Source organism: Bradyrhizobium sp. (assembly GCF_035273305.1).
GTDB lineage: Bacteria > Pseudomonadota > Alphaproteobacteria > Rhizobiales > Xanthobacteraceae > Bradyrhizobium.
Genome location: NZ_DATEPI010000104.1, coordinates 38,845 through 52,060, shown reverse-complemented (window position 1 = coordinate 52,060; position 13,216 = coordinate 38,845). Strand labels below are relative to the sequence as shown.

At 61.6% G+C, this 13,216-nt stretch carries 10 protein-coding genes; 7 read left to right on the top strand and 3 right to left on the bottom strand.

From position 1 onward, the window contains the following. Positions 1-55: 55 nt before the first annotated feature. Positions 56-1,057 carry a D-glycerate dehydrogenase gene (locus VJV58_RS06975; RefSeq protein ID WP_324136603.1) on the top strand — a complete coding sequence of 334 codons (1,002 nt, stop codon included), beginning with the start codon at positions 56-58 and terminating at the stop codon, positions 1,055-1,057. Positions 1,058-1,071: 14 nt separating this feature from the next. On the opposite strand, the gene VJV58_RS06970 is transcribed toward VJV58_RS06975, so the two are convergent. From VJV58_RS06970 to mutM, 3 genes are all read right to left on the bottom strand, one after another. Then, complete coding sequence (locus VJV58_RS06970) at positions 1,072-1,872, bottom strand: molybdopterin-synthase adenylyltransferase MoeB (protein ID WP_324136602.1); 801 nt, start codon at positions 1,870-1,872, stop codon at positions 1,072-1,074. Positions 1,873-2,031: 159 nt separating this feature from the next. Beyond that, a complete protein-coding gene (gene ggt / locus VJV58_RS06965) occupies positions 2,032-3,711 on the bottom strand; it encodes a gamma-glutamyltransferase (protein ID WP_324136601.1) in 1,680 nt (559 codons plus the stop codon). A gap of 19 nt (positions 3,712-3,730) precedes the next feature. Then, on the bottom strand, positions 3,731-4,636 hold the full coding sequence (mutM, locus tag VJV58_RS06960; protein ID WP_324136600.1) for a bifunctional DNA-formamidopyrimidine glycosylase/DNA-(apurinic or apyrimidinic site) lyase: 906 nt from the start codon (positions 4,634-4,636) through the stop codon (positions 3,731-3,733). Positions 4,637-4,728: 92 nt separating this feature from the next. Here mutM and ubiE point away from each other — a divergent pair, with 92 nt between their 5' ends. From ubiE to tsaE, 6 genes are all read left to right on the top strand, one after another. Next, the gene (ubiE, locus tag VJV58_RS06955; RefSeq protein WP_324136623.1) at positions 4,729-5,490 is read left to right on the top strand and encodes a bifunctional demethylmenaquinone methyltransferase/2-methoxy-6-polyprenyl-1,4-benzoquinol methylase UbiE; all 762 of its coding nucleotides are present in this window, start codon (positions 4,729-4,731) and stop codon (positions 5,488-5,490) included. Then, positions 5,487-7,061, top strand: a complete 1,575-nt coding sequence (gene ubiB, locus VJV58_RS06950) for a 2-polyprenylphenol 6-hydroxylase (RefSeq protein WP_324136599.1) — start codon at positions 5,487-5,489, stop codon at positions 7,059-7,061. The genes ubiE and ubiB overlap by 4 nt, the downstream gene beginning before the upstream one ends. Positions 7,062-7,113: 52 nt before the next feature. After that, on the top strand, positions 7,114-8,550 hold the full coding sequence (coaBC, locus tag VJV58_RS06945; protein ID WP_324136598.1) for a bifunctional phosphopantothenoylcysteine decarboxylase/phosphopantothenate--cysteine ligase CoaBC: 1,437 nt from the start codon (positions 7,114-7,116) through the stop codon (positions 8,548-8,550). Further along, positions 8,547-9,005 (top strand): dUTP diphosphatase, encoded by a 459-nt coding sequence (dut, locus tag VJV58_RS06940; protein WP_324136597.1) that lies wholly within the window; start codon positions 8,547-8,549, stop codon positions 9,003-9,005. Before coaBC ends, dut begins: the two co-directional genes overlap by 4 nt. Positions 9,006-9,197: 192 nt before the next feature. Beyond that, positions 9,198-11,696, top strand: coding sequence for an ATP-binding protein (locus tag VJV58_RS06935; protein ID WP_414641431.1), 2,499 nt, complete (start codon positions 9,198-9,200; stop codon positions 11,694-11,696). Next, positions 11,693-13,216, top strand: coding sequence for a tRNA (adenosine(37)-N6)-threonylcarbamoyltransferase complex ATPase subunit type 1 TsaE (gene tsaE, locus VJV58_RS06930; RefSeq protein WP_324136595.1), 1,524 nt, complete (start codon positions 11,693-11,695; stop codon positions 13,214-13,216). The genes VJV58_RS06935 and tsaE overlap by 4 nt, the downstream gene beginning before the upstream one ends.

Here is a 13,216-nt window from a genome sequence, read left to right as displayed (position 1 = left end):
GGCAGTGTCGAACAACCGGGTTAATGAGGTCTGAACGACCTTACGAGAGCAAGGTATGTCGGTTAAGAAAAAGCCTCTCGTTGTCGTCACGCGCAAGCTGCCGGACTCGATCGAGACCCGGATGCGCGAACTGTTCGATGCGCGCCTCAATCTCGATGACACGCCATTGACCACGGAGCAGATTACACACGCGGTTCGCTCCGCCGATGTCTTGGTCCCAACTGTCACTGACGAAATCACCGAGGAGCTGCTCAAACAGCCCGAGTGCAAGCTGCGGCTGATTGCCAATTTCGGCAACGGCGTCGACAACATCGATGTCGCGGCGGCGCACGCGCGCGGTATCACCGTGACCAACACGCCGAAAGTTCTGACCGAAGATACCGCCGACATGACGATGGCGTTGATATTGGCGGTGCCCCGCCGGCTGATCGAAGGCGCTTCGATCCTGACCGAAGGCAAGAACTGGCCGGGCTGGTCGCCAACCTGGATGCTCGGTCATCGCATAGGCGGAAAACGACTCGGCATCATCGGCATGGGCCGTATCGGCCAAGCGGTCGCGCGCCGGGCGCGAGCCTTTGGCTTGCAAATTCATTACCACAACCGACGCCCGGTGGCGCCCCGCATCGCCGATGAACTAGGCGCGACCTACTGGGAGAGCCTCGATCAGATGCTGGCGCGGATGGACATCATCTCGGTGAACTGTCCGCACACCCCGGCAACTTTCCATCTGGTGTCCGCACGGCGTTTGAAGCTGATCCGCAAGGACGCCTACATCGTGAACACCGCGCGCGGCGAAGTCATCGACGAGGAAACGCTGACCAAGCTGATCGAAACCGGTGAGATCGCCGGCGCCGGTCTCGACGTTTACGAGCACGAACCTGCGGTCAATCCGAAACTGGTGCGGCTCGCAAAGGCCGGCAAGGTGACTTTGCTGCCCCATATGGGTTCGGCGACCATCGAAGGCCGTGTCGAGATGGGCGAGAAGGTGATCATCAACATCCGAACCTTCCTCGACAATCACAAGCCGCCGGATCGCGTGCTGCCGAGCATGCTTTAGGATTTTAGCGGGCTTTAAGCGTGTCCGCTGAGGTCAGTAATGATCAGGGCATCGCCGTTCAATGGGTTGAGCGGATCGCGCGCGTATCGCAGGGTCTCGAACCGCATCGCACGCGCATCCACCATCAATAATCGCCCGACCAGTCCCTCACCAAAGCCGACGATTTCGCGGATCGCTTCCAGCGCCATCATTGAGCCCAGGACGCCGGCGAGAGCGCCCATAACTCCCGCTTCGGCACAAGTCGGAATCGTGCCAGCTGGCGGAGGTTCGGGGAAAAGGCACCGATAGGTTGGGTTGAACTGGCCCTCGGCGTTTTTTTCGTGAGCGCGGATCGTGGTCAGCGAACCATCGAACATCCCAAGCGCTGCGGTGATCAGCGGCTTCGCAGCGAGGAAGCACGCATCGGATACCAGATAGCGCGTTTCGAAATTATCTGATCCGTCGAGCACAAGATCATAACCGCCGATCAGCGTCATCGCATTGCCGGCGCTGAGCCGCGTCGCGTGCGCCGCAAACTGCACATGAGGGTTCAGCGCGTGAATTCGCTCCGCCGCAGTGTCCACTTTGCGGCGGCCGATGTCCGGCGTCGTGTGAATGATTTGTCTTTGAAGATTGGATAGCGACACGACATCGTCATCAACGACGCCAAGTGCACCGACACCGGCTGCGGCAAGATACATCAGCGCCGGCGCGCCGAGGCCGCCCGCGCCGATTACCAGCACGGAAGCGTCCTTCAACGCGGCCTGACCGGGGCCGCCGACTTCGCGCAGCACAATATGCCGGGCGTATCGTTCGAGCTCGTCGGCACTTAACATGATCGGGTCGATCCTCTCCCGCGCTGACGACTATAGCATCGTGCGATAATGGTGCTGTTTCTTCAACCGGAGCGCCACACGCAGATGTGCTTCGTTGGCCGAACTTCAACGCTCCCTGCGCCTTCACAATCGATGCCGACCCCAGTTTAGGCCCTCGCCTCATGCCAACGCAAAGCGAACGCCTGATCTGGCCAGCCCTCCGGCCAAGCCTATGGGCGTGCCATCAGCGCGCCAGCAGCCCGCGCCGGTCAGCATGCCATCGCCGTGAAATTGAATCCCATTCATGCCGCCGGCAACCGTCGCTACGGCTTGCACCTCGTGACCCATTGACCGCAGTTCGTCGCGAATGCGATCCGGAACGGCCGGTTCAACCTCGAGCGCATTGCCCTCGGTCCAGACCCGTGGCGCCTCGACCGCTTCCTGCAGGCTCATGCCGTGATCGATCAGATTGATCAGTGCCTGCAGCGCGCTTGGAAAGATACGCTTTCCGCCGGGTAGGCCCAGCGCATAAACCAGCTTGCCGCCGCGCAGCGCCATCATCGGCGACATCGAAGTAGTGACGCGCTTCCCGGGAGCGAGCGACAGCGCATGACCAGGCCGTGGGTCGTACAGGTTAATGTAGTTGTTCGGCACAACGCCAAGGCCGGGTATCATGAACTTCGCGCCAAACAGGTTGTTGATGGTCTGTGTGGTCGCGACCACATTGCCCATCGCATCAGCGGCCGTCATGTGCGTGGTGTGAGCGCTTTCAAGTTGCGAGACGCCCGCGCCCCAGCGATTGGCCTTGTTAGCAACGATCGCATCGCGGCGCTCTCTGGCATAATCCTTTGAGGTGAGCCGCTCGACCGGAACCGCGACGAACTCAGGATCACCGCTCGCGACCGCTCGATCTGCAAAGGCAATCTTCAGAACTTCGGCCAGCAAATGGATGGTCTCGGCGCTGCCGAAACCTTTCGCGGCAATGTCGTAGCCTTCGAGAATATTCAGCATCTGGACGATGTGAACGCCGGAGGCGGCGGGCGGAGGCGGGCCGAGTATCTCCCAGCCGCGGTAATCGCCCCGGATCGGCAATCGCTCAACTGTCTTGTATGCCCTGAGATCTTCACGGCTGATGAAACCGCCATGCGCCTTCATGTAATCGACCAAAACATCGCCCAGAGCTCCCCGATACAGCGCCGCCTCGCCTTGACGCGATATGTACGTCAGCGTCTCCGCATATTCCGATTGCAGCACGCGCTCGCCGGGCTTGAGCGGCGATCCGTTCGGTAGATAGACCGCAGAGATCGGCTTGTCTTTTGACATTTCGCTGGCCGAGTCGACGATGCATTCGTGAAGGTACGGCGTGGCCGCAAAGCCGCGCGACGCATGCTTGATCGCCGGCTGCATGACATCGGCCAGCGACATCGTTCCGTATCTGCTCAGCGTCTCGCACCAGGCCTTCAGCGATCCGGGCACAGCGACTGCTTTCGGCCCACTGAGATTTTCGTCATTGACTGTGTCGAACACCTCAGGCGCCGAACCCGGCTTGGGACGATACGTATCAGGCTGGACCGCAAGCGGAACTGTACTCTGTCCGTCGATAAAGCGATGGCTGCCATCGCTGAGGCGGATATGCGCCATGCCGCCGCCGATGATGCCGACCATCATCGGCTCGACCACGGTCAGCGTGAACAGTGTGGCGATGGCGGCATCAATGGCGTTGCCGCCAGCCGCCAGCATCTCCGCGCCCGCGGCCGAGGCGAGCGGATGATTACTGACTACCATGCCGCGGCTGCCCGATGCCGGGCTCTTCTGGCACTCGAAAACGGCAGCAGCGCGGTCTCGCCAATTCCGGGGCATCGGCCCTCCTTTGTTCAGCCTACTTCTGACACTTCGGACACCAGAACGTCGAGCGTCCGTTCTGGGCGAATCGTTTCACGATGCCGTCGCAGCCAGCGGTCTGGCATTTCTCACCTTCGCGGTCATAGACCTGAAATGAGTGCTGGAAATACCCGAGTTCGCCCGAGGTCTGGCGATGATCGCGCAATGACGAGCCCCCGGCTTTGATCGCCTGATTCAGCACCGCGTGAATCGCCGCAACCAAACGCTTGGCGTGATCGGTGGGTTCGCCGCCCGGAATACCGTTCCGTTGTCTGGCCTTCGTCGCGAGCGTGGCGGCCAGCCTACGCGGCGACAGATGCGCGCGATACAGTGCTTCGCAGACGTAGATGTTGCCGAGACCCGCGACCACGCGCTGATCGAGAAGCGCCGCTTTCAAGCTGGTCTTTTTGTTGGCGCATGAGCGCGCCAGCATAGTCGCGTCAAATTCATTTCCGAGCGGCTCGGGGCCGAGCTCGCTGAGCAGCGGCTCCTGATCGAGTGCCCGACGCGCGATGATCTTCATGTAGCCGAACCGGCGCGGATCGTTGAACACGACAGAAGCACCTGATGACATGTGGAACACCACATGATCGTGCGCGCGATCCGCGTTTCGAACGTGGTGAAATTGGCCTGGAGTTTTTTCCTCCTCATCCTTCATGACGCGAAACGAGCCCGACATGCCCAAATGCATCAGGAGTACGTCGCCGGAGGAAAGGTCCGCCAGGAGATACTTCGCGCGCCGGCCGAGCCCGGTCACGGTCTGCCGGGTAAGCCGCGATGCAAAATCCCGCTGAAATGGAAAGCGCAGGTCCTTGCGCCTGACTTCCATTTTTACAATCCGGTAACCCTCCATCACTGGCTGCAGCCCGCGGCGGACGGTTTCGACTTCGGGTAATTCAGGCATGGATGGGCGTTCACCTTGTGGTGCTGACGTGATAGCGACATTGCGGCGGGCGCGCTATGGTCCGGAAGCTGCCAGTTCGAGGGCGTAAAGTGATAGATCAGCCTGCCAACACCACGCATTTCGGCTTCAGGGACGTCCCGTCAGGCGACAAGCAGACGCTGGTGAACGACGTATTCCACAGCGTGGCGCAGCGTTACGACCTGATGAACGATCTGATGTCGGCAGGCATGCATCGCCTCTGGAAACAGGCAATGATTACCGCGCTGAATCCGCCACGTGGGGACCAGTCATTTGCACTTCTCGATGCCGCCGGTGGTACCGGTGACATTGCATTCCGCGCCGCGAAGGATGCTGGAGCTGGGTTTCGCGCAACCGTATGCGATATCAATTGCGATATGCTGAATGTCGGCCGTGAGCGCGCCGCTGCACGGCACGCGGCCGAGCGGGTCTCGTTCGTCGAAGGCAATGCGGAGGCCCTTCCTTTTCCCGATCGAAGTTTTGACGCCTACACGATCGCGTTCGGGATTCGCAACGTCCCGCGCATCGATCTCGCCCTGAGAGAAGCGTTTCGGGTTCTCAGACCCGGCGGCAGATTTCTCTGCCTTGAGTTCTCCACTGTCGACGTGCCCGGGCTCGAACGGATCTACGATCTGTTTTCGTTCAAGGTGATCCCGCCGCTCGGCCGCGCGGTCACCGGAGATGCCGAATCCTATCGCTATCTTGTGGAATCCATCCGCAAGTTTCCCAAGCCGAACGCCTTCGCCGAGATCATTCGGTCAGCGGGCCTTTCCCGTGTCAGCTGGCAAAGGCTCAGCGGCGGCATTGTGGCTTTGCATTCGGGCTGGCGTTTGTGATCTCGGCGTTGACCCACATCGCGCGGCTGGCCCGCGCCGGCTTCGTATTCGCGCGCGAGGGCGTGTTCGGCGTTGTCGATCCGTCACTGGTGCCTCCGCCCGGGCAATTGGCACTGCGACTGGCGCGTATTATCGAGCGTCCCGGCGCGAAATCCGGCCCGCGGCTGTCGCGCGCATTGACGCGGCTAGGGCCAGCCTATCTGAAGCTCGGCCAATTTCTAGCCACGCGCCCCGATGTGGTCGGCGTGGCGATGGCGCGCGATCTGGAAAGCTTGCAGGACCGGCTGCCGCCGTTCTCGCAAAGCGAGGCCGAGGCCGTCATCGCGCAGTCGCTGGAGCGACCGCTGGCCCTGTCATTTGCAAGCCTTGGTCCTGCCGTGGCCGCGGCCTCGATCGCGCAAGTACATCGCGCTGAAACCGAGCAGGATGGCGTGCGCAAACCGGTGGCGGTCAAGGTGCTTCGGCCCAACGTTGCCGCACGCTTTCGTCGCGACCTCGGCGACTTTTTCTTTGTCGCGCACAACGCCGAAACTTATTCGGCGGAGGCGCGCCGGCTTCGGTTGGTCGAAGTCATCAACACCATGTCGCGCTCGGTTGCGATGGAGATGGATCTGCGGCTGGAAGCCGCGGCGCTTTCGGAAATGGCGGAGAATACGCGCGACGACCCGGACTTTCGCGTGCCCGCCGTCGATTGGGATCGCACTACCCACAACGTGCTGACCATGGAGTGGATCGACGGCATCGCGCTCAGCGACCATGCGCGCCTGGCACAATCGAACGTGGATCTGCCGGACCTCGGGCGCAAGGTGATCCAGAGCTTCTTGCGCCATGCTTTGCGCGACGGCTTTTTTCATGCCGATATGCATCCGGGCAATCTGTTTCTTGATGAAGCCGGCCGCCTGGTCGCGGTGGATTTTGGCATTATGGGCCGACTCGGCGGCAAGGAGCGGCGCTTCCTCGCAGAGATTCTTCTCGGGTTCATCACCCGGGACTATCGGCGCGTCGCGGAGGTGCATTTCGAGGCCGGCTATGTGCCGGGGCATCATTCGGTCGAGAATTTTGCTCAGGCGATCCGCGCGATCGGCGAGCCGATACACAACCGCACTGCCGAAGATATCTCAATGGCGAAGTTGCTGACGCTGTTGCTCGAGGTCACGGGCCTGTTCGACATGCGCACCCGGCCTGAATTGATCCTGTTGCAAAAGACCATGGTCGTGGTCGAGGGAGTTGCCCGCAGCTTCGACCCGAAACTTGATATCTGGAAAATCGCCGATCCCGTGGTTCGCGAATGGATCGAGCGCAACCTCGGGCCGGTCGGCCGCATTCAAGGCGCGCTGTCCGGCGCCGGCGAACTCGGCCGCGTCATGAGCGGCCTGCCGACCATTGCGGCGCGTTCGGTTGCCGTGATCGAGCAGATGGAGACCATGAGCCGCGAGGGTCTCAGACTGGCGCCCGAAACGATTGCGGCCATGGGACGAACCGAGGGCCGGAAGAGCCGGTGGCGTACGCTGGCGCTTTGGGTGATCGCCGCGACCTTCATCGCTATCCTGTTTGCGGTGCGCCAGCTTTGATTGCAATGATTGCAAAATGTGGTATCATTGATATCACATTTGGACCCTGCCGATGGCCAGCATAACGATCCGCAAGCTCGACGAGACCATCAAGACCTATCTGCGGCTTCGTTCGGCCAAGAATGGCCGTTCTGTCGAGGAGGAGGTCCGGGTAATCCTGCGGCAAACCATAGAAGGTGTGCCCTACGAATTCGAAGCCACGCAGCCGCAAGCCATTCCACGCCCTGTCCAGGCATCTATGCGCGGCCCAAGCCGCCCTGACGTGTTCGACAAGGCTCGGGTTACACTGATCATCGGCGGCGGCATTGCCGCCTATAAGGCCCTTGACCTGATCCGCAGGATGAAAGAGCGGCGAATCCGCGTCCGGTGCGTGCTGACCAAAGCGGCGCAGCAATTTGTAACTCCGCTTGCCGCAAGCGCGCTCTCGAACGAGCGCTGCTACACAGATTTGTTCGACCCGCAAAGCGAGTTCGACGCGGGCCATATCCGGCTGGCGCGCGAGTGCGATCTGATTGTCGTGGCGCCGGCCACCGCGGATCTGATGGCGAAGATGGCAAATGGTCTTGCCGACGATCTCGCAAGTGCCATTCTGCTCGCCACCAATCGTCCGATCCTGCTCGCGCCGGCGACGAACCCTCTGATGTGGAACAACGCCGCTACCCGCCGCAACGTCGTCCAGCTCGAACGGGACGGTGTCGCATTGGTCGGACCCAACACTGGCGAAATGGCAGAAGCGGGGGAGGCGGGCCTCGGGCGGATGGCAGAACCGATCGAGATAGCATCCGCAGCAGAGCGCCTGCTGCATCGGGCGCAGCCGCAACCGCTGGCGGGAAAGCGCGTTCTCATTACCGCAGGGCCCACCCACGAGCCGATCGATCCGGTACGCTACATCGCCAATCGCTCTTCCGGGAAACAGGGGTTTGCGATCGCCGCTGCGGCAGCTACTGCCGGAGCCGAGGTCGCGCTGATTTCCGGTCCGGTCGATATCGATGATCCCCCTGGCGTTAAAGTCCAGCATGTGGAATCCGCGCGCGACATGCTGCGGCGAGTGGAAGCCGCTCTTCCCGCGGATATCGCGATCTTCGCGGCGGCTGTCGCTGACTGGCGCGTTGCGGAGCAGGGCGAGCAGAAACTAAAAAAGACTTCCGCCGGCATGCCCCCACTGCAACTGATCGAAAATCCAGACATCCTCGCAACGATTTCAAAATTGAAGGACGGCCGCCCAAAGCTCGTGATCGGCTTCGCCGCCGAAACCGAAATGCTGATCGAGAATGCCAAAGCAAAGCTGGCCCGCAAGGGCTGCGACTGGATCGTCGCCAACGATGTCTCACCAGATACGGGTGTTATGGGCGGCGACCGCAATACGGTCCATCTGCTGAGCCGCGTGGATGGGGAAATCAAAGTCGACTCCTGGCCGGTGATGACCAAACAGGAAGTTGCCACGGCGCTGGTCGCGCGCATCGCCGAGACCGTCGGAGGAAAATCGTGAGTTCAGCCATCAAAGTCGAGGTGCGGCGGCTGCCGCACGGCCAGGGCCTGATGCTGCCAGCCTATCAGACCGCCCACGCCGCCGGACTCGACCTGCTCGCTGCCGTCCCGGAGGACTCTCCGATAACTCTGTCGCCGGGCCAGCGCGTATTGGTGCCGACGGGCATCTCGGTGGCCTTGCCCGGAGGCACCGAGGCGCAGGTTCGTCCACGATCGGGACTCGCGTCAAAGCACGGCATCACCGTGCTGAATGCCCCCGGCACGATCGATGCGGATTATCGCGGCGAGATAACCGTTCTCCTAATCAACCACGGCGACGCGCCGTTTGCGATTCGGCGGGGCGAGCGGATCGCGCAAATGGTAATCGCGGCCGTGGTGAGGGCGGAACTGGTTGCGACGACGTCGCTGTCCTCGACCGAACGCGGCGGCGGCGGATTTGGTTCGACCGGACGCTGATTTCTCAACAGCTACTCAACAAGCACGCACAGGTTAATACCCATTTTTGGGCGAGCGGATTCGCGTTCACGATCTGGACTCTTACCCCTCGAGTCCGGAAGAGGATATTGTCAATCGATTCGCGCACGGTGGGGGGTCACCGGGCGCAAATTCGTGTGGTTTGGGGCAAATATGTCAGGCGTGATCGTTACGATGCGTCGGACCCTGCTGTCGTGCACAACATTGGCACGCCACGGCGTGGTCGCACTTGTGGCCGCGGCATTCGTCTCGGTTAAATCCGCCAAGGCTGATGAATCGTCTGTTATAGAAGCCCTCTCGGGCTATCTCGATCTCAATCGGCAGGAATTCGCGGTGCTTACCACCGCGCTCGCGCTGCTTGGGTTTTCGGTGCTGGCGGCGATCCTGTTAATGCGAACCCGCCTCCGCGCCGCCAAAAACGAGGCTCGGCTCAGAGCGGAAGTCGGCGAACTGCAGGCGCAGGCCGACCGCTTCCGGGCGCTGTTGTTCGCGGAGCCGCAGATCCTGATATCGTGGGCGGCCGGCGACGATCGTCCCGAAATCAGCGGCGACACGTCTCTACTGATGCCGCAGCAGTCCGCGCAACATCCACCGCAGCGCATCCTTGCGTTCGGAACCTGGTTGCCGCCCGAACCGGCCCTGCAAATGGACCACGCGCTCGACGCACTGCGCGAGGCCGGCGAAGGCTTCCTGCTTAATCTCAGCACGTCAAATGGACGCGCGATCGAGGCCATGGGTCGGGCGATCGGCGGGCAAGCCATTGTTCGGATTCGCGAACTGGGTGGTGTCCGCCGCGAGCTGGCGGAATCGAATCTGCGATATAAGGCACTGCTGGAGGAAACCGAGCTGTTGCGCGATTTCGCCGCCGCCCTGCCTTGGCCGATTTGGGCCAAGGGCGCCCAAGGCAGGCTGCGCTATGCCAACGCCGCCTATGCGAAAGCCACCGAAGCCGTAAGTACCGCGGACGCGATTGATCGCGACCTCGAATTGCTCGAAACCGACCAGCGCGAAATCATGAGCCGCGCGCTCAGTCACCAGTCGGAATTCGCCGGGCGGCTGCCGATCGTAGTTGGCGGTGAGCGCCGCGTTTATGACGTGCATGCGCTCAAGCTCGACAGCGGAAGCGCCGGTATCGCCATCGACGCCAGCGAAGCCACCGCGCTCGGCGCAGCGCTGGTACGGATGGCGGAGGCTCATCGCCGCACGCTCGATCAATTGTCGTCCGGTGTCGCCGTATTCGATGGACTTCGGCGCCTCGCGTTCTACAACGATTCCTATCGCCGCCTGTGGGATCTCGACCGGACGTTTCTCGACGCCAATCCCGATGATTCCAGCGTGCTGGATCGGCTACGCGCGGCACGCAAACTCCCGGAGCAGCCGGATTTCCGCGCCTGGAAAGCCAAGCTGCATGAGGCTTACCGCGCGGTCGAACCCACCAAGGATACCTGGTACCTCCCGGATGGCCGCGCTGTCAGCGTCGTCACCACCCCCAACCCGGAAGGCGGCGTCACCTACCTGTTCGATGACGTTACCGAAAGCCTCGACCTCGCCCGCCGGTTCGACGGCCTGATCCGGGTGCAGCGTGAAACCCTCGACAATCTCGCCGAGGCGGTTGCGGTGTTCGGCAGCAACGGCCGAGCGCAATTATTCAATCCGGCTTTTGCGAAAATGTGGAAGCTGTCACCCGACGCCCTCCGCGAGCAGCCTCATATCGAAGCCGTTGAAGCCTGGTGTCGGCCGCTGTTCGATGAAGCGAACACGTGGCGCACGATCCGCGAAGCGATTACCGCGATTGAAAATCGCGTGCAGGTGCCGCTCAAGCTGGAGCGGCGTGACGGTAGCGTGCTCGATTGCATGACCATGCCGCTGCCCGACGGCGCCACGATGCTGACGTTCCAGGACATCAGCGACGCCGAAAATGTCGAGCGCGCGTTGCGCGAGCGCAACGAGGCGCTTGAGACCGCCGATCAGATGAAGGTCGATTTCGTCCATCACGTTTCGTATGAGCTGCGCTCGCCCCTGACTACCATCATCGGATTTGCGCATTTCCTGAGTGACCCCGTTACCGGCCCGCTGACCGCAAAACAGGCCGAATATCTGGCCTACATCACGACGTCCACTAACGCGCTGCTTGCGATCATCAACAACATCCTCGATCTCGCAACCATCGATGCCGGCGCGATGTCGCTCAATTTGGGAATTGTCGACATACGCAAAACGATCGAGGCCGCCGCCGAAGGCATCCAGGACCGTTTGGCGACCGATCGCATCAAACTCAAGGTCGATATCGACGACAATATCGGCAGCTTCATCGGAGACGAGCGCCGTGTCGTGCAAGTGCTATATAATCTGCTCGCCAACGCCGTCGGTTTCTCGCCCCACGATGCTACGGTGGGCTTGAGCGCCCGACGCACCGAGCATAGCGTTACGTTCACGGTGACCGATTCCGGCCCGGGGATTCCGCCCGATGTTAAAGATAAAGTGTTCGACTGGTTCGAAAGTCACTCGCACGGTTCCCGCCATCGCGGCGCCGGGCTCGGGCTGTCGCTGGTTCGTTCCTTTGTCGAACTGCACGGAGGCAAGGTGCGAGTCGATTCCATCGTCGGCAAGGGCACGACTGTGACCTGCGATTTTCCGATCGAGCAGTCCGCGCATCGCAACGCCGCGGAATGACCGAGCCGACGACATTGTCGGTGGCGCTATCCAACGAAACCGCGACCGCAAATCTGATGGCCAATCTGGCCCTTTTGCTTGGTCCTGGCGACCTGATCACGCTTTCCGGCGACCTCGGCGCCGGCAAAACCGCAGCGGCGCGGGCCATGATCCGCTATCTAGCCGGTGACGATGCGTTGGAGGTCCCAAGCCCGACCTTCACTTTGGTGCAGGTTTATGAATTGCCGCCGTATCCGCTGCTCCATGCGGATCTTTACCGCGTCAACGATCCGATCGAACTGGAAGAGATTGGCCTATCGCCCTTGCCAGAAGGTGCTGTCGCGCTAATCGAATGGCCGGAGCGCGCCCCGTCGGCGTTGCCCTCGGACCGCATTGATATCGCGCTCGCTCACCGTCCGGCCTTGGGATCAACAGCACGCGCGGCTGAGATTACTGGATACGGCAAGGCCGCCGCGCAGGTCGCCAGATTGCAAGCGCTCCTGAGCTTTCTCGACGCTTCGGGTTATACAGCTGCGAAACGCCAGCGCATGACCGGCGATGCCTCGACGCGTTCCTACGCCCGCCTGTTGCGCGATGATGGCGCTGCCATACTGATGAACTCGCCGCGGCGACCGGACGGTCCCCCGATCTATGATGGAAAGTCATATAGCGCCGCCGTGCACCTGGCAGAGGACGTCAAGCCGTTCGTCGCCATGGCCGGAGGCCTGCGCGAGCGCGGCTTCTCCGCGCCGGCCATACATCACGCCGATCTCGATGCTGGATTCCTGATCACTGAAGACTTCGGCAGCGAAGGTATTATCGAAGGCAACCCACCTCGGCCGATCGTCCGACGGTATGAAGCCGCGACCGACGCCCTGGCGGCACTGCATCGTGAAACGCTGCCTGAAACTCTCTTTTTGGGCTCGCAGCTCACCTACACCATCCCGGCATTCGACACTGGTGCAATGCTGGTGGAGCTCGGCTTGATGCCCGAATGGTACCTGCCGGATCGTGGCGTCGCACTCAATAGCGACAAGCGTGCGGAATTCACCGCCATATGGCGCGATCTGTTGAGGGAGGCCAGCTCCGCTCCCGGAACCTGGGTGCTGCGAGATTTTCATTCCCCCAACCTGATCTGGCTCGGCGAACGGGAGGGCATCGCGCGGGTGGGAATCATCGACTTCCAGGACGCCGTGCTCGGTCCGACCTCCTACGATCTGGTATCGCTGTTGCAGGACGCGCGGATCGATGTGCCGGAGCAGCTCGAGCTTTTGTTGTTGACGCGGTACATCAAGGCGCGGCGCGCCTTCGACAATACGTTCGACGCTGCCGGGTTCGCCGAGCTCTATGCGCTCATGTCGGCGCAACGGAATACTCGGCTGCTCGGCACATTTGCGAGGCTGAACCGGCGCGACGGCAAGCCGCAATATTTGCGCCATCAGCCCCGAATCTGGACCTATCTCATTCGTTCGCTGGCACATCCTTCGCTGGAGCGCGTCAGGGATTGGTACGCGACCAACGTGCCTCCTCCGCAGGCTTAG

What these genes read in the sequence shown, in the direction of transcription:
- VJV58_RS06975 (WP_324136603.1), top strand. Translation starts at nt 56, where the DNA reads ATGTCGGTTAAGAAAAAGCCTCTCGTTGTCGTCACGCGCAAGCTGCCG.
- VJV58_RS06970 (WP_324136602.1), bottom strand. Translation starts at nt 1,872, where the DNA reads ATGTTAAGTGCCGACGAGCTCGAACGATACGCCCGGCATATTGTGCTG.
- ggt (WP_324136601.1), bottom strand. Translation starts at nt 3,711, where the DNA reads ATGCCCCGGAATTGGCGAGACCGCGCTGCTGCCGTTTTCGAGTGCCAG.
- mutM (WP_324136600.1), bottom strand. Translation starts at nt 4,636, where the DNA reads ATGCCTGAATTACCCGAAGTCGAAACCGTCCGCCGCGGGCTGCAGCCA.
- coaBC (WP_324136598.1), top strand. Translation starts at nt 7,114, where the DNA reads ATGGCCAGCATAACGATCCGCAAGCTCGACGAGACCATCAAGACCTAT.
- VJV58_RS06935 (WP_414641431.1), top strand. Translation starts at nt 9,198, where the DNA reads ATGCGTCGGACCCTGCTGTCGTGCACAACATTGGCACGCCACGGCGTG.
- tsaE (WP_324136595.1), top strand. Translation starts at nt 11,693, where the DNA reads ATGACCGAGCCGACGACATTGTCGGTGGCGCTATCCAACGAAACCGCG.